This is a genomic window from Kitasatospora sp. NPDC001539 (assembly GCF_040298565.1).
In the GTDB taxonomy this organism is placed as follows: domain Bacteria; phylum Actinomycetota; class Actinomycetes; order Streptomycetales; family Streptomycetaceae; genus Kitasatospora.
Genome location: NZ_JBEPAK010000074.1, coordinates 1 through 20,220 on the forward strand (window position 1 = coordinate 1; position 20,220 = coordinate 20,220).

Annotated in this window: 14 protein-coding genes and 1 pseudogene; 8 read left to right on the forward strand and 7 right to left on the reverse strand. The window is 72.9% G+C overall.

Features of this window, described 5'->3' with window-relative positions; all coding sequences use genetic code 11:
* A pseudogene (locus ABT247_RS14475) lies at positions 1–100 on the forward strand (sugar phosphate isomerase/epimerase); the annotation flags it as partial.
* Positions 101–154: 54 nt separating this feature from the next.
* Here the strand turns inward: ABT247_RS14475 and ABT247_RS14480 are convergent.
* On the reverse strand, positions 155–1,783 hold the full coding sequence (locus tag ABT247_RS14480; protein WP_350742564.1) for a M4 family metallopeptidase: 1,629 nt from the start codon (positions 1,781–1,783) through the stop codon (positions 155–157).
* 497 nt (positions 1,784–2,280) lie between these two features.
* On the opposite strand from ABT247_RS14480, the gene ABT247_RS14485 reads away from it, so the two are divergent.
* From ABT247_RS14485 to icmA, 3 genes are all read left to right on the forward strand, one after another.
* The gene (locus tag ABT247_RS14485) at positions 2,281–2,817 is read left to right on the forward strand and encodes a MarR family winged helix-turn-helix transcriptional regulator (RefSeq protein ID WP_350742566.1); all 537 of its coding nucleotides are present in this window, start codon (positions 2,281–2,283) and stop codon (positions 2,815–2,817) included.
* Between the two features lie 76 nt (positions 2,818–2,893).
* On the forward strand, positions 2,894–3,235 hold the full coding sequence (locus ABT247_RS14490; RefSeq protein WP_350742568.1) for a DUF3817 domain-containing protein: 342 nt from the start codon (positions 2,894–2,896) through the stop codon (positions 3,233–3,235).
* Between the two features lie 211 nt (positions 3,236–3,446).
* Positions 3,447–5,132, forward strand: coding sequence for a coenzyme B12-dependent isobutyryl-CoA mutase large subunit (icmA, locus tag ABT247_RS14495; RefSeq protein WP_350742570.1), 1,686 nt, complete (start codon positions 3,447–3,449; stop codon positions 5,130–5,132).
* Between the two features lie 75 nt (positions 5,133–5,207).
* On the opposite strand, the gene ABT247_RS14500 is transcribed toward icmA, so the two are convergent.
* The gene (locus ABT247_RS14500) at positions 5,208–5,864 is read right to left on the reverse strand and encodes a TetR/AcrR family transcriptional regulator (RefSeq protein ID WP_392894566.1); all 657 of its coding nucleotides are present in this window, start codon (positions 5,862–5,864) and stop codon (positions 5,208–5,210) included.
* A gap of 364 nt (positions 5,865–6,228) precedes the next feature.
* On the opposite strand from ABT247_RS14500, the gene ABT247_RS14505 reads away from it, so the two are divergent.
* From ABT247_RS14505 to ABT247_RS14520, 4 genes are all read left to right on the forward strand, one after another.
* Positions 6,229–7,224, forward strand: a complete 996-nt coding sequence (locus ABT247_RS14505; RefSeq protein ID WP_350742573.1) for a tetratricopeptide repeat protein — start codon at positions 6,229–6,231, stop codon at positions 7,222–7,224.
* A 756-nt stretch (positions 7,225–7,980) separates the two neighbouring features.
* On the forward strand, positions 7,981–8,652 hold the full coding sequence (locus tag ABT247_RS14510) for a DUF6230 family protein (RefSeq protein ID WP_350742575.1): 672 nt from the start codon (positions 7,981–7,983) through the stop codon (positions 8,650–8,652).
* A 135-nt stretch (positions 8,653–8,787) separates the two neighbouring features.
* Positions 8,788–9,546: a DUF6114 domain-containing protein gene (locus tag ABT247_RS14515; protein ID WP_350742577.1), complete on the forward strand. Its 759-nt coding sequence runs from the start codon at positions 8,788–8,790 to the stop codon at positions 9,544–9,546.
* A complete protein-coding gene (locus tag ABT247_RS14520) occupies positions 9,543–11,015 on the forward strand; it encodes a hypothetical protein (RefSeq protein WP_350742579.1) in 1,473 nt (490 codons plus the stop codon). Before ABT247_RS14515 ends, ABT247_RS14520 begins: the two co-directional genes overlap by 4 nt.
* Before the next feature lie 143 nt (positions 11,016–11,158).
* Here the strand turns inward: ABT247_RS14520 and pyk are convergent, their stop codons facing one another.
* From pyk to ABT247_RS14545, 5 genes are all read right to left on the reverse strand, one after another.
* Positions 11,159–12,586: a pyruvate kinase gene (pyk, locus tag ABT247_RS14525; protein ID WP_350742581.1), complete on the reverse strand. Its 1,428-nt coding sequence runs from the start codon at positions 12,584–12,586 to the stop codon at positions 11,159–11,161.
* 94 nt (positions 12,587–12,680) lie between these two features.
* Positions 12,681–13,904, reverse strand: a complete 1,224-nt coding sequence (locus ABT247_RS14530; RefSeq protein ID WP_350742583.1) for an acetate kinase — start codon at positions 13,902–13,904, stop codon at positions 12,681–12,683.
* A 43-nt stretch (positions 13,905–13,947) separates the two neighbouring features.
* Positions 13,948–16,107: a phosphate acetyltransferase gene (pta, locus tag ABT247_RS14535; RefSeq protein ID WP_350742585.1), complete on the reverse strand. Its 2,160-nt coding sequence runs from the start codon at positions 16,105–16,107 to the stop codon at positions 13,948–13,950.
* Positions 16,108–16,260: 153 nt separating this feature from the next.
* The gene (gene glgB / locus ABT247_RS14540; RefSeq protein ID WP_502892446.1) at positions 16,261–18,615 is read right to left on the reverse strand and encodes a 1,4-alpha-glucan branching protein GlgB; all 2,355 of its coding nucleotides are present in this window, start codon (positions 18,613–18,615) and stop codon (positions 16,261–16,263) included.
* A gap of 55 nt (positions 18,616–18,670) precedes the next feature.
* Positions 18,671–20,161 (reverse strand): maltokinase N-terminal cap-like domain-containing protein, encoded by a 1,491-nt coding sequence (locus ABT247_RS14545; RefSeq protein WP_350742587.1) that lies wholly within the window; start codon positions 20,159–20,161, stop codon positions 18,671–18,673.
* Positions 20,162–20,220 lie beyond the last annotated feature (59 nt).

The following is a 20,220-nucleotide window of genomic DNA, read 5'->3' on the forward strand; positions in this document are numbered from 1 at the left end:
GCTCGGCGCGAGCGCCGTGGTCGTCCACCCGCCGTTCCGCTGGCAGCGCCAGTACGCCCGCGAGTTCGTCGAGGGCATCAACCGGATGGCGGGCAGGACGCCCGGGGCCGCCGTCGGGCGGGGCCCCGGGCGTCCTGTCGCCCGGTGCGGTGCGTCAGTTGACGTTGACGGCGCTCCAGGTGGCGGCGACGGCACCGTACTCGGCGCTGGAGGCGCCGTACAGGTCCGACGCGGCCTTCAGGGTCGCCGCGCGGGCACCCGCGTAGTCGGTGGTCGAGGTCATGTAGACGGTCAGCGCCTTGTACCAGATCTGCGCGGCCTTGTCCCGGCCGATGCCCGCGAGGGTGGAGCCGTTGGAGGTCGGGCTGTTGTAGCTGACGCCGTTGATGGTCTTGGCGCCGCTGCCCTCGGCGAGCAGGTAGAAGAAGTGGTTGGCCACGCCCGAGGAGTAGTGGACGTCCAGGCTGCCGACCGAGGAGGACCAGTAGTCGGCCGAGTGGCCGTCCTTGGAGGGCTGGTCCATGTAGCGCAGCGGCTTGCCGTCACCGTTGATGTTGATCTGCTCGCCGATCAGGTAGTCCGGCTTGTCGGAGGCCAGGTTGGCGTACCACTCGACCATGGTGCCGAAGATGTCCGAGGTGGCCTCGTTGAGGCCGCCGGACTCGCCCGAGTAGTTGAGGCCCGCGGTGGCGGAGGTGACGCCGTGGGTCATCTCGTGGCCGGCCACGTCCAGGGCGGTCAGCGGGTGGGTGTTGCTGGCGCCGTCGCCGTACGTCATGCAGAAGCAGCTGTCGCTCCAGAACGCGTTGACGTAGTTCTTGCCGTAGTGGACCCGGCTGCTGGCGCCCACGCCGTTGTTCTTGATGCCGCTGCGGCCGAAGGTGTTCTTGTAGAAGTCCCAGGTCGCCGCCGCGCCGAACTGGGCGTCCACGGCCGCCGACTGGGCGTTGGACACGGTGCCGTCGCCCCAGGCGTTGTCCGTGTCGGTGAACAGCGTGCCGGAGCCGGAGGTGCGGCCCTTGAGGTCGCTGGTGGACTGGCCGCCGCGGGAGGCGTCCTTCAGCGAGTAGCCGCCGGAGGTCTGGGTGGTGGTCAGCGGGACGGTGCCGACGAAGACGCCCTTGCCGGTGCCGGAGGCGGTCTGCACCTGCTCGTGGGTGGAGAGCACCTGGCCGGTGGCGGCGTCGGTGACGAGCAGCTGGCTGCTCGGGGTGCCGTCGGCGCGCAGGCCCTCGACCGTGGTGCGGTAGGCGAGCCGCGGGTTGCCGTCGGTGGCCCAGACGACCAGCTCGGCCTGGCCGCTCTGGTGCACCTCGGTCAGCGGCGACTCGTCCTCGTCGACGGTGATGCCGATGGTGGACCGGACGGCGCCGGTCGCTTGGGCGGCGGCCTTGTCCGCCGGGATCTGCGGGGTGAGGCTCGGCAGGGCGAGGCGCGCGCCGACCGCCTTGTCCACGGCGGTGGTGGAGCCGTCGGCCTTCTGGTGCACCACCAGGTCGCCGCCGAGGACGGGGAGTCCGGCGAAGGTACGCTCGTAGCGGAAGTGCCGGGTGCCGTCGGCGTCCACCACGGCGTCCTTGGCCACCAGTTGCTCCTGGCCGCCCAGGGCGAGGGCGTGCGCCACCTTGCCGGCCTGGCCGTTGGCCAGGGCGATCAGGTCGGCGCGCTGCTGCGCGGTGCGGGCCTGCGGAGCCTGCTCCGCCTGCGCGGCGCTCACCTGGACGACGCCGGTGAGCAGGGCGGTGGCGGAGAGTACGGCGACTGCGGCGAGCTTACGCTTCACGGACGAGTCCTTCCGGGAAACCGCGTGTGGGCGCGGTCGCGTCTCGTGCCGGGGGCCGGGGTCGGCTCCTGAGGGGCGGGACGGACGCTGACGTGCGAGGACCCCGAACGGTCGTGCGGCTGCCACCGGTCGGGTGGGGGTGGTGGCGGTCGAACGGGGTTGGCGGAAAGCATGACAATCGAGCAAATCAAATGACAGGTCTTGTTCATGAATTGGCCAAGTCCCGCCAGGGCGGAGGATTGTGAACGGAAGGACAAAGCGGATCTTTCGCCCGGCCTTGCAGCGGGTTCCGGTCCGAACCGAGGCCTGATCGCGCGGCGGTGGGCCGATCGGCCGCCAAGTCGCCTCCGGCCGACCGCTGTTGCCCGGCGTTCACACCGGCGCAATGTCCAGGTATGGACCTGGCCGTCCGATTGGCGGGATCCCGCCACGTGTCCCACTTGTCCACCATCAGGACAGCTGGTAGCACACGTCCCGTCCGCCGGTACGGTAAGGACGTGGCCAAGCCCCTCGCACTCGACTTCGACCCGATCGCCCGCGCCGACGAGCTGTGGGCCCGCCGCTGGGGCACCGTGCCCTCGATGGCGGCGATCACCTCGATCATGCGCGCCCACCAGATCCTGCTCTCCAGGGTCGACGCGGTGCTGAAGCCGTACGGGCTGACCTTCGCCCGGTACGAGGCGCTGGTCCTGCTGACCTTCAGCCGCACCGGCGAGCTCTCGCTGTCCAAGATCGGCGAGCGGCTCATGGTCCACCCCACCAGCGTCACCAACACCGTCGACCGCCTGGAGCGGGCCGGCCTGGTCGCCCGCCGCCCCAACCCGCTGGACGGCCGCGGGGTGCTCGCCTCGATCACCCCGCGCGGCCGGGAGGTGGTCGAGGAGGCCACCCGGGAGCTCATGGCGATGGAGTTCGGGCTGGAGGAGTACGGGCCCGAGCAGTGCCGGCAGGTCTTCGAACTGCTCAGGCCGCTGCGGGTCGCGGCCGGGGACTTCTCCGAGCCGGACGAGGGGGCTGCGCGGGAGCGGCCGTGAGGGCGGCTACCCTCGTGGGAGCGGTGCGCGGATCCGGGCGTACCGGCCGAAACTGCCGAGCGAGGCGAGGAAGAGTATGAAGGCGACCCCCCTGCTGGGCTGGTACCGCGGCCTGGCCATTGCGACCGGTACGGCCCTGCTGGTGTTCTGCGGCTTCATGGTGGCGAAGTACGGCTTCGACGCGGCCAAGGACGTGACCACCTACGTCGCGATGCTGCACGGCTACCTGTACATCGGGTACTTCGTGGTGACCTTCCTGCTCGGGCAGAAGCTGAAGTGGCCGCTCGGCCGACTGGTGCTGACCCTGGCGGCCGGCTGCATCCCGTTCCTCTCCTTCGTCTTCGAGCGCAAGGTGGCCCGCGAGGCCGCCGGCGTGCTCCCGGCGGGCGACGCCGCCCGCCAGCCGGCCGGCGTCTGAGCCGACCCGCGCGTCAACCGGGCGTCCCGCGCCGGGCGTCCCGTGTCGAGAGCGCCCCTTCCCCGTGCCGGGGAGGGGCGCTCCGCCGTTTCCCGGCCCCGCCCGGCGGACATCCGTCGACAAGTAGTAGGACGTCCGAGTAAATTGGTAGGACGTCCTAACAGCTGTGCCGCCCGGTGCCGTGGCGGCCGTACGGAGCGGAGTTCGGCCCATGGACGCCGAGGAGATCGAGCGCGGACGGCAGCGCTGGCAGCAGCGGTACGACAAGGCCCGCAAGCGGGACGCGGACTTCACCACCCTCTCCGGTGACGAGGTCGAGCCGGTGTACGGGCCCGCCCCCGGGCAGGCCGTCGAGGGCTTCGAGCGGATCGGCTGGCCGGGCGAATACCCGTTCACCCGCGGGCTGCACCCCACCGGCTACCGGGGCCGCACCTGGACCATCCGCCAGTTCGCCGGCTTCGGCAACGCCCGGCAGACCAACGAGCGCTACCGGATGATCCTGGACGCCGGCGGCGGCGGCCTCTCGGTCGCCTTCGACATGCCCACCCTGATGGGCTACGACTCGGACGACCCGCGCTCGCTGGGCGAGGTCGGCCACTGCGGCGTGGCCATCGACTCGGCCGCCGACATGGAGGTGCTGTTCGACGGCATCCCGCTCGGCGAGGTCACCACCTCCATGACGATCAGCGGCCCGGCCGTCCCGATCTTCTGCATGTACCTGGTGGCCGCCGAGCGCCAGGGCGTGGACCCGGCGGTGCTCAACGGGACCCTCCAGACGGACATCTTCAAGGAGTACATCGCCCAGAAGGAGTGGCTCTTCGCCCCCGAGCCGCACCTGCGCCTGATCGGCGACCTGATGGAGCACTGCGCCAAGGGCATCCCCGCGTACAAGCCGCTGTCCGTCTCCGGCTACCACATCCGCGAGGCCGGGGCGACGGCCGCGCAGGAGCTGGCCTACACCCTGGCGGACGGCTTCGCCTACGTGGAGCTGGGCCTCTCCCGCGGCCTGGACGTGGACGTCTTCGCGCCCGGCCTGTCCTTCTTCTTCGACGCGCACCTGGACTTCTTCGAGGAGATCGCCAAGTTCCGCGCGGCCCGCCGGATCTGGGCCCGCTGGATGCGCGACCGCTTCGGCGCCAGGACGGACAAGGCGCAGTGGCTGCGCTTCCACACCCAGACCGCGGGCGTCTCGCTCACCGCGCAGCAGCCGTACAACAACGTGGTGCGCACCGCCGTCGAGGCGCTCTCCGCCGTCCTCGGCGGCACCAACTCGCTGCACACCAACGCGCTGGACGAGACCCTGGCGCTGCCCTCCGAGCAGGCGGCCGAGATCGCGCTGCGCACCCAGCAGGTGCTGATGGAGGAGACCGGCATCACCAACGTGGCCGACCCGCTGGGCGGCTCCTGGTACGTCGAGGCGCTGACCGACCGGATCGAGCAGCAGGCCGAGGCGATCTTCCAGCGGATCCTGGACAAGGGCCGCGAGGACCACGCGATCGGCCCGATCACCTCCGGCATCCTGCGCGGGATCGAGGAGGGCTGGTTCACCGGCGAGATCGCGGAGGCGGCGTTCCAGTACCAGCAGGCGGTGGAGAAGGGCGAGAAGCGCGTGGTCGGCGTGAACTGCCACCCGCGCAGCGTCACCCCGGACCTGGAGATCCTGCGGGTCAGCCACGAGGTCGAGCGCGAGCAGGTGCGGGTGCTGGGCGAGCGCAAGGCGGCCCGGGACGACGCGGCGGTGCGCGCCGGGCTGGACGCCATGCTGGCGGCGGCCCGCTCGGGCGAGTCGATGATCCCGCCGATGCTGGACGCGGTGCGGGCCGAGGCGACGCTCGGCGAGATCTGCAACGCGCTGCGGCAGGAGTGGGGGACGTACCGGGAGAACGCGGCGTTCTGACCGCCCGGCCGCCGAGGGCGGCGGACCACCCGGAGCCGCCGTACGGGACTCCCGTGCGGCGGCTCCGGCGTGCCCTCAGCCGGTGGTGAGCGGCCCGAGCAGCAGGTCGGTGAAGCGCCGGGTCCACTCCGGGGTGATCGGTTCGCCGCTGACCAGAACCCGGTGCTCGACGGTGCCCGCGATGGTGTCGAAGATGATATCGACCTCCTGCGCCGCCGCCTCGGCGTCGGTGTCCGGCTCGAGTTCGCCGCGCGCCTGGGCGGCGGCCCGGCCCTGCCGGACGAGGTGCTTCTGCGGGTCCACGATCGCCTCGCGGATCCGGCGGTGCAGTTGCGGGTCCCGGATGCCCTCGGCGAACAGGGCGAGCAGCGCGGCCTGGGTCTCCGGGCGGGCCAGCAGGTCGGCGAACTGGGTGACCACGGCCTCGATGTCGTCCCGCAGGTTGCCGAGGTCGGGCATCACCAGTTCGTCGAAGAGGCTGGCGACGGCGTCCACCACGAGTTCGTTCTTGGACGGCCAGCGGCGGTAGAGGGTGGTCTTGGCGACCTTGGCGCGGACGGCCACGTGGCCCATGGTCAGTCCGCCCCACCCGAGTTCGGCGAGCGCTTCGCGGGTGGCGTCGAGGATCGCGAGGTCGGCGGCGGCGCTGCGCGGGCGTCCCTTGGCCCGGAACGCGTGGGCGCTCTCCCGGACTGTGCTGTCCGGGCTCGCGGGGGGCTGGGCGGCCGGCACCGGGTCTCCTTGCGCTTTACTGCTGAGTAACTTGGGTGGGGTTGGTAACGGTAGCGACTGTTCGCCGGTTCGGGCAGCCGTCGGAGCCGGGAAAGTGGGGCAGCTCACGTCCCCGAACCGGCGCTCGGGCTTGCGGCCGGGGCACCGGCTCCAGTTACGCTACGACCTGTAGCGAAAGCAGTGACAACCAGGCGCCGCGTCCGTGGGACGGGGGCGGCGCGGCGCGGGTGGGGATCCGCGCCGAACGGTTCAGGCTACCGGGGGAAGGGCGCACGGCCCGGGAACCCGCCGCCGCGCGGCCCGCGCGGGGCGACTTTCCGGAGGTTGGTGCCCGCGAGCAGCGCGGACGGGGGAGGATGGTGCCATGCAGCCACGGAATTCGCGTCTCAACAGCGCCGCCCTGCGCGGCGCGGTCGACCTCGCCGCAGTGAAGGCGGCCGGCGAGGCCGCCCAGAAGGCCGAGCAGGCCCGGGCCGAGCGGGCCCGTCAGGCGGCCGCCGCCGAAGCGGCCGGAGTCGCCCCCGCCCAGCCCGCCGACTACCGGCTCGTCATCGACGTCACCGAGGACACCTTCGAGACCGAGGTCGTCCAGCGCTCCACCGAGGTGCCGGTCGTCATCGACTTCTGGGCCGAGTGGTGCGGCCCCTGCAAGCAGCTCAGCCCGATCCTGGAGAGCCTGGCCGAGGAGTACGCCGGCCGCTTCGTGCTCGCCAAGATCGACGTGGACGCCAACCAGCTGATCGCCCAGCAGTTCGGCATCCAGGGCATCCCGGCCGTGATGGCCGTGGTGGCCGGACAGCTGGTGCCGCTGTTCCAGGGTGCGGAGAGCGCCGCCAACGTCCGCAAGGTGCTGGACCAGCTGATCCTGGTCGCCGAGCAGCGCTTCGGCATCTCGGGCGGCGCGGCCGCGCCGGCCGGGGAGCAGCCCGCGGCCCCGCAGCGGCCGGAGGACCCGGCGCTGGCCGCCGCGCACGACGCGCTGGACGCCGGGGACCTGGGCGGTGCCATCCAGGCGTACCGGAACGTGCTGGCCGACGAGCCCGGCAACACCGAGGCCAAGCTGGGCCTGGCCCAGGCCCAGCTGCTGCAGCGGGTCGAGGGCCTGGACCTCCAGGCGGTCCGGGCGGCGGCCGCGGCCGACCCGAAGGACGTCCAGGCGCAGCTCCGGGCCGCGGACATGGACCTGGTGGGCGGTCACGTCGAGGACGCCTTCGGGCGCCTGGTCGACACCGTCGGCCGGACCTTCGGCGAGGACCGGGACACCGCCCGGCTGCGCCTGCTGGAGCTGTTCGAGGTGATCGGCGCCGAGGACCCGCGGGTCGTGGCGGCCCGGACGGCGCTGGCGCGCGTGCTGTTCTGAGCCGGGCGCCGATCGCGTCCGGTCGGCGCCGGGCCCCGGCCTGGCTCCTCGCCCGGCCCGGGCCTGGCACCGAGTGCCTGGCACGGCGGATGACCTGCGGTGTCGCTGGTGATATGGCGACAATCCGGTCAGCCGGACAGAGGTTTACCAAATCTTGATTTCACCCGTGGGTGGTCACGTCCCGTGACCACCCACGGGTGTTTCGTCCGTGTTTCCGGCGAGTTTCGCCGTCACGTTTCCTTCAAGTCGTCACGCACGGTGTAATTCCGGCCAATTTCATGATCGATGCCACCGGCTGTTGGATTACCCGTCAGTAAGTCACCCCTTGTGCTTCGCCCGGGATTCAAGCACGATCGGCCACGCCCGGTCCCAGACTCCACACCTCCGACAGCCGGTCGGCCGGTACGGAGCGCGGGATCCCCACCGGGTGATCCGCCGGCTCCGGTCGGCGGTAGGGAGGGCAGGGGGGTATCCGCGGTCCCACGGCGGTTCCTGTCCTCGACCGGCCGCGCGGCCCTGCGCGGTCGCTGGTTGTCGCTCGGGGGTGATCGCCGATGTCGTCGGTCCGACCCGTCGTCCCGCAAGGACGGCCGGTATCGGGACGGGAGTGCCGCGTTGCGCCGGCCGCTCCCGCGTCCGACGACGCCCACGGCGCTCTCCGCTACCGAGGACGTAGCTCTCTCCCATCCCAGGCCCCCACCGGCGCGGGACGCGCCGCCGGGAGCCGGAGATGTACGTCCTAGAAGGAGGACTCGCATGTCCAAGGCCTACGGCAAGACCCGCTGGAAGCGCTTCGCCCTGGTGATGGTCCCGAGCGTCGCGGCCACCGCGATGGTCGGCGTCTCGATCGCCAACAGCGCGCTCGCCGCCTCGTTCAGCATTTCCGGCCAGCAGTTCAAGGTCAGCACCGACCAGCTGCACGGCACCAACTTCGCCCAGTTCGGCTCGGTCGACCTCGAGGCGAACGGCAAGCCCCACCCGGTCGCGGTCTCGGCCTTCGACCACGCCGACATCACCAACCTGTGCCAGTCGGTGGTGACCGACCTGTCCGCGTTCGGCCTGGGCAAGATCACCCTGCAGCTGCACGCCGGCACCGAGAAGGACAAGCCGGTCCAGGCCGACAACCTCCTGATCGACCTGGAGCAGCTGAAGGCGGACGCGACCTTCACCAACATCAACATCGGTCAGGACGCCTCCACCCTCTCCGGCACGGCCACCCAGGGCTGGGCGCCGCACCCCGGCGTCACCAAGGCGGGCGGCGGCGCCGGCCTGCCGAGCGGTGCGACCGGTTTCGCCCAGGCCGCCCAGAAGGCCGACCTGAGCGGCGTTCAGCAGACGGCCCGCGCCACCTCGGCCGGCACCTTCAAGCTGAACGGCCTGAACCTCGCGCTGAAGAGCGGCGACGGCCCGGGCAACGAGTGCTTCTGAGCCCCGTCTGACGGCCCGCCTCCGGGCGGGCCGGTGTGACGGGTCAGGACTGCGGCCGGGGGGCGGCGGATCACCGCTGCTCCCCGGCCACCCCCCTTTTGTTCCAACCTCGTAGCGACGTCGAGGAGTTGCACCATGTCCAGCGCAACGGTCGAGACGCGGCCCCGCCAGCAGAACCCCGTCGGGTGGCTGTGGCGGCACTTCCGTGAATTCCGCCGCACCAGGCCCTTCTGGGGCGGGCTGCTGGCCATGATCGCCGGCGTCCCGATCCTCTACTTCCCCTACGCCCACCTGTCGTTCGGCGGGCTGACCATCGCGATGTCCACCACCGCGGGCGCCGGGTCGCTGATCATCGGGGTGCTGATGATCATCCTCGGTGTGACCGCCTGGTTCCAGCCTGCCGTGCGGGTGTTCGGCGGCATCGCGACCATCCTGCTGACCCTGGTCTCCATCCCGGTCTCCAACCTGGCCGGCTTCGGCATGGCCCTGCTGCCCGGCCTGATCGGCGGCGGACTGATGGTCTCCTGGGCGCCGCTGCCGGAGCCGTCGGCCGAGCCGACCGGCCGCCGGCGCGCGCGCCGGGCCGAGAAGGCGGCGGACCCCTCGGTGGCGCAGAGCGTCGCCGCCGAGCCGGCCGCGGAGACCGCCGCCCCCGCCGCCGAGCCGACCGCGGAGACCGCCGGGCCGGCCGCCGAGACCGCCGCCCCCGCCGCCGAGCCGGCCGCGGAGACCGCCGCCGAGCCGGCTCCCGGGAGCACCGACGCGGCCGCCGAGGCGCCCACCGCCAAGCTGCCCGCCCAGGGCGGGCCGCACGAGCCCGCGGCGGGCAAGCCCGCCGCCGGGCCCACCGTGCCTCCGCAGGGCGGTGCCGGGGAGCAGGAGGAGGCGCGATGACCGGGCCGGCCGAGCAAGCAGCGGGCCCGGCCGCCCCCGCGCAGCGCTCCGGCCGGCACGCGGCGCCGAGAACGCCGGTCCGGGTCCGGCTGAGAGGCCGCGCGCTGGCGATGGCCGCGGTGCCGACCGCGCTGCTGATGGCCGCCGCCTACACGCCCAACGCGGCGGTCGCCGAGTCGGCCGCGGGCAAGCCCTGCCCCACCGCGCCGGCCACCGTGCCGGACGTCGCGCCGGTCGAGACGCCCGTCCCGAAGAGCGAGCTGCCCGAGCCGCCGCCCGGCCCGTCCGCCGCCCCCACCGGCGCGCCGACGGCCGCCCCGAGCGCGGGCCCGACCACCGTCCCCACGGCGAACCCGACGACGGCCCCGACGCCGACGGCCGCGCCGACCACCTCGCCGGTGAAACCGCCCGCCGCGACCACGCCCACCTCGCCGGTGAAGCCGCCCGTCGTCCGCTCCACCGACACCGGTGGGTCGAGTGCGGTGAGCGCCGTCTACCAGGGCACCGGGAACGGCACGGCGACCGCCGGCCAGGCCGGGCTGATCGACGACATCGTCGGCGGCGTCAACCACCTGCTGAACCCGGGCGCTCCGACCGCTCCGGCACCGAGTGCCACTCCGACCCCGACCCCCGCGCCGGGCACGCCCCAGACCCCGGCCGCCCCGGCACCGCGGGCCGGCACCCCGGCGCAGCCCGCCCAGCCGCAGGCCCCGGCCGCCGGCGCCCAGCAGGCCGCGCCGCCCGCGGCGCAGTCCTCGGGCGGGCAGCCGTCGGCCGGGCAGCCGTCACCGGCGGCCGGCGCGCCGAGCGGCAAGGCGAGCCCGAAGGCGTCCGCGTCGGCGACCCCTTCGGCCGGTGCCACGAAGACGCCCACGCCCGGCGCGAGCGCCTCCGACACGCCGTCCGCCTCGCCCACCGCCGATCCCAACTGCCAGGTGGACGCCCGGAGTCTGACCGCCGGGGCGGCCGCCGCCGAGCACGTCGTGCCGGAGCAGAACTGGACGCTGCAGACCAGCCGGCTCGGACTGCACGGCGCGGTGTTCCACGGCGTCTACGACGTGAAGACCCGGACCGGTACCAAGCGGGTGCTGAAGTTCGTGGTCGACAGCGTGGACATCGAGAACCTCGACATGTCGACCCTGGAGGGCAACGGCGTCACCTTCCACGTCCAGGGCGCGCCGGGCTCGACCTCGACCATGCGCAACGGCCCGATCACCATGTACGTGGAGCGGCTCTCCGGCCACCTGTCCAAGGTGCTCGGCCTGCCGATCCCGATCGACCTGGGGGAGATCACCCTCACCCCGGACACCCTGCCGCGCTGGTTGTACGACCTGATCGGCGCCATCCCGATCCCGCTGGACCTGGAGCTGACCGGGGTCACCGCCAAGCAGGCCGGCCAGTTCGGCGGCACCCTGCACATCCCCGGGATGCACCTGTTCAACGACGACGCGCCCTACAGCGACAAGTAGCGGCGCCCGGGCAGCGGCGACGAGCAGCGCCCGACGAGCAGCGCGCGACGAGCAGCGCCCGACGAGCGGCGGACGCCGGAACGCCGGTGGGACGGCCCTCCCGTACAGGAGGACCGCCCCACCGGCGTCGGTACGGCCGGGCGTCACTCGCCGTGGCTGCCCAGGCGGTGCACCTGCACCATGTTGGTGGTGCCGGGGATGCCGACCGGGACACCGGCGGTGACGATCACGGTGTCGCCCTCGCTCAGCTCGCCCATCTTCAGCAGCTCGCGGTCGACCTGCGCGACCATCGCGTCCGTGGTGGCCACCTGCTCGGTCACGTACGACTCGACGCCCCAGCTCAGGGAGAGCTGGTTGCGGGTGGCCGCGTCCGGGGTGAAGGCGATCACCGGGATCGGCGAGCGGTAGCGGGAGAGCCGGCGGGCGGTGTCACCGGACTTGGTGAACGCGATCAGCGCCTTGCCGTTCAGGAAGTCGCCCAGCTCGCACGCGGCGCGGGCGACCGAACCGCCCTGGGTGCGCGGCTTGCGCCCCGGGTTGAGCGGCTGGAGGCCCTGGGAGATGAGCTCCTCCTCGGCCTTCTCGCAGATCCGGCTCATGGTGCGGACGGTCTCGACCGGGTACTTGCCGACGCTGGACTCGGCGGAGAGCATCACCGCGTCGGTGCCGTCCAGGATGGCGTTCGCGACGTCCGAGACCTCGGCGCGGGTCGGGCGCGAGGCGTGGATCATCGACTCCATCATCTGGGTGGCGACGATGACCGGCTTGGCGTTGCGGCGGGCCAGCGTGATCAGCTGCTTCTGGACCAGCGGCACCCGCTCCAGCGGGTACTCCACGGCCAGGTCGCCGCGGGCGACCATGATGGCGTCGAAGGCGAGGACGATCTCCTCCATGGCCTCGACGGCCTGCGGCTTCTCGATCTTGGCGATGACCGGCACACGGATGCCGACCTCGTCCATGACCTCGTGGACGTCCTTGATGTCGTCCGCGTTGCGGACGAAGGACAGGGCGACCATGTCGACGCCCAGCCGCAGCGCGAAGCGCAGGTCTTCCTTGTCCTTCTCGGACAGGGCGGGCACGTTCACGGCCGCACCGGGCAGGTTGATGCCCTTGTTGTTCGAGAGCACGCCGCCCTCGACCACCACGGTCTTCACCCGCGGGCCGTCGACGCTGACGACCTCCAGGGCGATGACGCCGTCGTTGATCAGGATCGGGTCGCCGGGCTTCACGTCGCCGGGCAGGCCCTTGTAGGTGGTGCCGCAGATGTGCTGGTCACCGGGGACGTCCTCGGTGGTGATGGTGAACTCGTCGCCGTTGTCGACGGTCACCGGGCCGTTGGCGAAGGTCGCCAGCCGGATCTTGGGGCCCTGGAGGTCGGCCAGGACGCCGATGGCCTTTCCGGTGTCCTCCGAGACCTGGCGGACCTTGCGGTACCGCTCCTCGTGGTCCGCGTGGTTGCCGTGGCTCATGTTCAGTCGGGCGACGTTCATGCCCGCCTCGACGATGGCCTTCAGCTGTTCGTAGGAGTCCGTGGCCGGACCCAGGGTGCAAACAATTTTCGCTCGGCGCATATGGATCAGTCTATCCGTTCGTGTTATAGGTGCATTCCGCACGGACCGGGAGGAATCGCCGACGAAGAGTTCCGAGGAGTGAGACGATTTCGTGTCAGTCCTCGGACAGCTCACCCTCCCTGTGCACCAGGGCGAAGGCCTGCCGGGCGATCTCCAGCTCCTCGTCGGTGGGCACCACCGCGACCGCCACCCGGGCGTACGCGGGCGAGATGATCCGGGGCTCGCCGGAGCGCACCGAGTTGAGCTCCGGGTCCACCGCGATGCCCAGCTCCGCCAGCCCCGCGGTGGCCGCCGCACGCACCGGCGCCGCGTTCTCCCCGACGCCCGCGGTGAACGCGATCGCGTCCACCCGGCCGAGCACCGCGTAGTAGCCGCCGATGTACTTGCGCAGCCGGTGGACGTAGCTGTCGAAGGCGAGCCTCGCGTCCGCGTCCCCCTCGTCGGCGCGGCGCATGATCTCGCGCATGTCGTTCTCGCCGCACAGCCCGCGCAGGCCGCTGCGGCGGTTCAGCAGGTCGTCGATCTCGTCGATCGACATCCCGCCCACCCGGTGCAGGTGGAACACCACGCCGGCGTCGATGTCGCCCGAACGGGTGCCCATGACCAGGCCCTCCAACGGGGTGAGGCCCATCGAGGTGTCCACGCAGCGCCCGCCGCTGACCGCCGAGGCCGAGGCGCCGTTGCCCAGGTGCAGCACGATCACGTTGACCTCGGCCGGGTCCTTGCCGAGCAGCCGGGCGGTGGCCCGGGAGACGTACTGGTGGGAGGTGCCGTGGAAGCCGTAGCGGCGCACCCGGTGCTCGTCCGCGACGGCCTTGTCGATCGCGTACCGGGCCGAGTACTCGGGCATCGAGGCGTGGAAGGCGGTGTCGAAGACGGCCACCTGCGGCAGGTCGGGGCGCAGCGCGCGGGCCACCTCGATGCCGGTGATGTTGGCCGGGTTGTGCAGCGGCGCGACCGGGATCAGCCGGCGCACCTCCCTGAGCACCTCGTCGGTGATCACGGTCGGCTCGGTGAACCGCTTGCCGCCGTGCACGACCCGGTGGCCGATCGCGGCCAGCTCGGGGGAGTCCAGGCCGAGGCCGTCGGCGGCCAGCTCCTCGGCGACGGCCTTCAGCGCGGCCGAGTGGTCCGGGAAGACCTGCACCAGCTCGCGCCGCTCGCCCGTGCCCGGCGTGTGCGCCAGCCGGCCGCTGGACTCGCCGATCCGCTCGACCAGGCCGGAGGCCAGCCGGGTGCCGTCCAGCATCTCGATCAGCTGGTACTTGACCGACGAGGAACCGGCGTTCAGGACCAGGACGCGCGTCCCCCCGCTCATGCGCCCGCCTCCCGGAACGCGCACGTGCCGATGGTTCGCTCGCTCATGCCTGGTGCTCCTTGTCATCCTGGGCCTGGATGGCGGTGATCGCCACGGTGTTGACGATGTCCTCCACCAGCGCCCCGCGCGAGAGGTCGTTGACGGGCTTGCGCAGCCCCTGCAGCACCGGGCCGACCGCGACGGCGCCGGCCGAGCGCTGGACGGCCTTGTAGGTGTTGTTGCCGGTGTTGAGGTCCGGGAAGATCAGCACCGTCGCCCGGCCGGCCACCGGCGAGCCCGGCAGCTTGGTGGCCGCGACGTGCTCGTCCACCGCCGCGTCGTACTGGATGGGGCCCTCGACCAGGATGTCCGGGCGCAGCTCGCGGACGATCTCGGTGGCCTTGCGGACCTTGTCGACGTCCGCGCCGGAGCCGGAGGTGCCGGTGGAGTACGAGAGCATCGCGACCCGCGGCTCCACCCCGAACTGGGCGGCGGTGGCGGCGGACTGGATCGCGATATCGGCCAGCTGCTGGGCGTCCGGGTCGGGGTTGACCGCGCAGTCGCCGTACACCAGCACCTTGTCGGACAGGCACATGAAGAAGACCGAGGACACGATCGCGGCGCCCGGCGAGGTCTTGATCACCTCGAAGGCGGGCCGGATGGTCGCCGCGGTGGAGTGCACCGCGCCGGAGACCATGCCGTCGGCGATGCCCTCCTGGACCATCAGGGTGCCGAAGTAGGAGACGTCGGTGACCACGTCCAGGGCCAGCTCGACGGTCATGCCCTTGTGGGCGCGCAGCCGGGCGTACAGCTCGGCGAACTGGCGGCGCAGCGGGCTGGTGGTCGGGTCGACGATCCGGACCTGGGCGCGGTCGCCGCCCGGCTCTCCCTCGGCCGGGCGGCCGGGGGGCGCCCCCACCAGCGGGAGGTCGATGCCCAGGCTCGCGGCCTTGCGGCGCACCGCGTCCACCTCGCCGAGCAGGGTGAGGTCGCAGATGTTGCGGCGCAGCAGGATCTCGGCCGCGCGCAGCACCCGCTCCTCGGTGCCCTCGGGCAGCACGACGTGCCGGCGGGCGGCCCGGGCGCGCTCCAGCAGCTCGTGCTCGAACATCATCGGGGTGACCCGCTCGGACCGGCCGACCTCGATCCGGTTGGTCAACTCCGCGGTGTCGACGTGCAGTTCGAACAGGCCGAGGGCGATCTCGGCCTTCCGGGGGCTGGCCGCGGTGAGCTTGCCCTCCAGGTGGGTCAGGGTGGCGGCGGTGGGCCAGCTGCCCTCCGGGACGACCGCGACCGGGGTGCCGGGGGCGAGCCGGGCGGCGAGCGCCATGACGTTCGGGCCGGGGTGCTGGCCGAGGGTCAGCAGCACGCCGGCGATCGGCGGGGCGCCCGCCGCGTGGGCGGCCAGCGAGCCGATCACCAGGTCGGCGCGGTCCCCGGGGGTGACCACCAGGGCGCCCTCGGTCAGCGCGTCCAGGAAGGTGGGCAGCATGGCGCCGCCGAAGACGAAGCCGCGCACGTCCCGGGCCAGGCCCGCGGCGTCGCCGAGCAGCACCTCGGCGCCGGTCGCCTCGACCAGCTGGGCGACGGTCGGCGCGGCCAGGGCCGGCTCCTCCGGGATGACGAAGGCGGGGATCGGCAGCTTCTCGGTGAGGGTGCGCTGGATCCGCTGCTTGGCGCCGGCGGCCGTCCGGTTGGCGATCATCGCCAGTGTCTCGCAGCCGAGGTCGGTGTACGCCCGGTGGGCGCCCAGCACCTCTGCGATCACGGCCTCCGGGTCCTTGCCCTGGCCGCCGACCACCGGCAGCACGGCGGCGCCGAACTCGTTGGCCAGGCGGGCGTTGAAGGCCAGCTCGTCCGGGATGTTGGTGTCGGCGAAGTCGGTGCCGAGGACGAGCACGGCCTGGCAGCGCCGCTCCAGCGAGCGGAAGCGGTCGACCAGGGCGGAGACCAGTTCGTCCTGCCCCCGGGCGGCCTGCAGCGCGGCGGCCTCCTCGTAGGTGAGCCCGTACAGCTCGGAGCCGGGCAGGTCGATCCGGTAGCGTCCGCGCAGCAGTTCCACCACGTGGTCCGAGCCGGGCAGGCCGGGCCCGGCGGCGTGCACCAGCGGGCGGAAGACGCCGACCCGGTCCACCTGGCGGGTGAGCAGTTCCATGACCCCGAGTTCGACTGCCTGCCGGCCGTCCCCCCGGTCGATGCCGGTCACGTACACGCTGCGCGCCACGTGGGTGTCTCCGTCCCGTCGTCTCGGAAGGTGGTCATATCGACCATACCTTCGACCCTGGTGCGGCTGTCCGCCAGCAGGATCCGGCCGGGGCGGCAAGGGACGAAGGTCACCTCCCGGGCGCCCGCGGAAGGGGCGCCCGGGAGGCGGCGGTCAGCGGACCGGACGGAGCCAGAGGGTGGCGAGCGGGGGGAGGACGAGCTCGGCGGAGCGGGGCTGGCCGTCCCATTCGGCCGACTCGGCCTTGATCGGGTGGGAGTTGCCGACACCGCTGCCGCCGTAGATCTCGGCGTCGGTGTTCAGCACCTCCTCCCAGAGCTGCTCGCGGCCCGGCAGGGCGGGCAGGCCGACCCGGCGGCCGTGGCGGACGACGGGGGAGAAGTTGCAGACGGCGACCAGCGGGGTGCCGTCGGCGGCGAACCGGACGAAGGAGAGCAGGTTGTCGTCGGCGGCGCCGCCGTCGAGCCAGCGGAAGCCGTCCGGGACGGTGTCGAGCTCCCAGAGGGCGGGGGTGTCCCGGTAGACCCGGTTGAGGTCGCGGACCAGGCGGCGCACCCCCAGGTGCTCCTCGCGGGCGGGCCACTTCTCGTCGAGCACCCACCACTGCGGTCCGTGCTCGTGGTCCCACTCGGCTCCCTGGGCGAACTCCTGCCCCATGAAGAGCAGTTGCTTGCCCGGGTGGGACCACATGAAGCCCAGGTAGGCCCGGTGGTTGGCGCGCTGCTGCCACCAGTCGCCGGGCATCTTGGCGACCAGCGCCTGCTTGCCGTGGACGACCTCGTCGTGCGAGATCGGCAGGATGTAGTTCTCGGAGTAGGCGTACACCATCGAGAAGGTGATCTCGTTGTGGTGGTACTTGCGGTGCACCGGCTCCTTGGACATGTAGACCAGCGAGTCGTGCATCCAGCCCATGTTCCACTTCAGCCCGAAGCCGAGGCCGCCGGCGTCGGTGGGCCGGGTGACGCCGTCCCAGGCCGTGGACTCCTCGGCGACGGTGACCACGCCGGGGCAGCGGCGGTAGACGGTGGCGTTCATCTCCTGGAGGAACGCGGCCGCGTCCAGGTTCTCCCGGCCGCCGAACTGGTTGGGGGTCCAGGCGCCGCCCTCGCGGGAGTAGTCGAGGTAGAGCATCGAGGCGACGGCGTCCACCCGCAGGCCGTCGACGTGGAACTCCTCGCACCAGTAGACGGCGTTGGCGACCAGGAAGTTGCGCACCTCCTTGCGCCCGTAGTCGAACTCCAGCGTTCCCCAGTCGGGGTGCTCGGCGCGCAGCGGGTCGGCCGGCTCGTACAGCGGCTCGCCGTCGAAGCGGGCGAGGGCGAAGTCGTCCTTCGGGAAGTGCGCGGGCACCCAGTCGACGATCACGCCGATGCCGTGCCGGTGCAGGGCGTCCACCAGGTACCGGAAGTCGTCGGGGCCGCCGAGCCGGGCGGTGGGCGCGTAGTAGCCGGAGACCTGGTAGCCCCAGGAGCCGCCGAAGGGGTGCTCCATCACCGGCATGAACTCCACGTGGGTGAAGTTCAGCTCGGTGAGGTAGCGGGGCAGCTCCTCGGCGATCTCCCGGTAGGTGGTGAGCTCGGGCCGCCAGGAGCCCAGGTGCAGCTCGTACACCGACATCGGCGCGCGGTGGTGGGCGGTGCGGGCCCGGCGCGCCATCCACTCGCCGTCCTGCCACTCGTAGGCCGAGGAGGTCACCACCGAGGCGGTGCCGGGCGGGCACTGGGCGGCCCGGGCCAGCGGGTCGGCCTTGTCGAGCACCCAGCCCTGCCGGGTGTGGATCTCGTACTTGTACGTGGTGCCCTCGGCGAGGCCGGGCACGAACAGCTCCCAGATCCCGGAGGAGCCGAGCGAGCGCATCGGGTGCCCGGTGCCGTCCCAGTGGTTGAAGTCGCCGATCAGCCGGACCCCGACGGCGTTCGGCGCCCAGACCGCGAAGGCGGTGCCGGGGACGCCGCCGACGGTGCGCACGTGCGAGCCGAGCGCCCGCCAGAGCTGCTCGTGCCGGCCCTCGGAGATCAGGTGCAGGTCGAGCTCGCCGAGGGTGGGCGGGGTGCGGTAGCCGTCGTGCTGGCGCAGCGGCTCGCCGCCCGGGTAGGTCACCAGCAGGGTGTAGTCGGGCAGTTCGCCGCCGGCCAGCAGGCCGGTGAACAACCCGCCCTGCTGGTGGGTGAGTTCGGCGGGGCCCTCCGGGGTCTCCACCACCACCCGCTCGGCGAACGGGCGCAGCACCCGGATCGCCGTGCCGCCGTGCACCGGGTGGGCACCGAGCAGCGCGTGGGGGTCGTGGTGCTGACCGCTCACCAGCCGGTCCACCTCGGCCGGCGGCAGCGGCGCTTCGGGCAGGCGCAGCGAGCCGGTGGCGGCGTCCGCCGGGGCGGGGGCCGCCGGGACGCGCCCGTTCGCCTCCGGGCTTCCGGCACCGGCGCGCCCTTCGGCTCGGGGCGGGTCGGCCGGCGAGGCGGCCGGAACGGGGCGGCTGGGGCGGCCGGTCGGGTCGAGCGGCGTCACGGTGTGGTCCTCCTGCGGGGGTGGGCGAACTCGTGGCGGGGCGGGGGCGCGGGGATCAGACGGACAGGGCGAGCCGGTTGATCGCGGCCAGCGGGATCGGCAGCCAGCTGGGCCGGTGCCGGGCCTCGTAGACCACCTCGTACACCGCCTTGTCGATCTCCAGCGCCCGCATCAGCTCCGGGGAGGCCGCCGGGTCGGCGCCGCCCCCGGCGGTGTAGCCGGCGCAGAAGGCGGTGCGGTTGCGCTGGGCCCAGGCGGCGGCGAGGTGGGCCAGCTCCGGGTCGACCGGGCCACCGGCCAGCAGGTGGGCGGCCGCGTAGTCGAAGGAGCGCAGCATCGCGGCGACGTCCCGCAGGGCGGGCTGCGGCTCGCGGCGCTCGTTGACGGACTTGGCCGGCTCGCCCTCGAAGTCCAGCAGCACCCAGCCGTGCGGGGTGCGCATGGCCTGGCCGAGGTGGAGGTCGCCGTGGATGCGCTGGACCGGCAGGCCGTCCGGGTGGGCGTCGGCGAGCTGCTGGAAGGCGTTGCGCAGCGCGGAGCGGAAGCGCAGCAGTCCGGGGACGGCGGCGACGGCGCTGTCCAGCCGGTCGGCCATCGCCGTGGCGAGCCGGCCGGTCTGGGTGCGGTCCAGCCGGGCGACCGGCATCGAGCGGGCCAGCACCCGGTGGACCTCGGCGGTGGCCCTGCCGAGCCGGTGCGCCTCGATGGCGAAGTTGCCGGGGGAGCGGTCGCCCTTGAGCCGGCCGACCTGGTCGAGGGCGAGCTCCCAGCCGTCCTCCGCGTCCGGCAGGTAGCGCTGCAACAGTCCCAGGGTGGCGGGCTCGGCCCGCTCCATCCGGCTCTCGAACCAGGCGGCGACCCGGGGGATCCGGGTGGAGCCGGCCCGGGAGAGGGCGAGCGAGAGCTCCAGGTCGGGGTTGGTGCCGGGGTGGATGCGCCGGAACAGCTTGAGGATGTACGAGGTGCCGTAGATGACCGAGCTGTTGGACTGCTCGGCGGTGGAGGCGCGACCGGGGAGGTTGGCGGGCAGTCCGGATCCCGGGGTGCGCCGGAAGGAGAGCGAGCCGAAGCGGTCGCCGGTGGCGAGGTGTTCCAGCAGGCGGCCGGTCAGTTCCGGGTCGTGCACCGCGTCGTAGAGGGCGGCGCCGTCGTACGGGCCCTGGCTGAGCCGGCCGAGCACCGCGCTGGGCTCGATCCCCGCGGGGCCCTGGGAGCGGATGCCGAGCAGCAGCTGGTAGATGTCGCCGTGCGGGGCGCCGGCCGTGGTGGCGTGTTCGACCCGGAGCAGCAGGTGCAGCAGGGCCGGATCACCGACCTGCAGCGGGGTGCCGACCACCGGGGTCAGTCCCGTGATGGGCCGTCCCTTCCCGGCGTACCAGCGCTGGGTGGGGAGCCACTCGGAGATCAGCGGCAGGGCCGCCTGGACGAGTTCGCTGACCCCCAGGGCGGTTCTCCGGGGCCCGGTGCCGCGCACGCCCGCGGGCGCGGCGGGACCGGCCGGGGCGTCGGGCTGCACATGGGCTTGAGAACGGGAGGTTTCGGACATGACTCCCTTTCCCCGGAAGCACGCGGACTGCCCGACGGGTCGTGGCCGGGTCCGTCAGT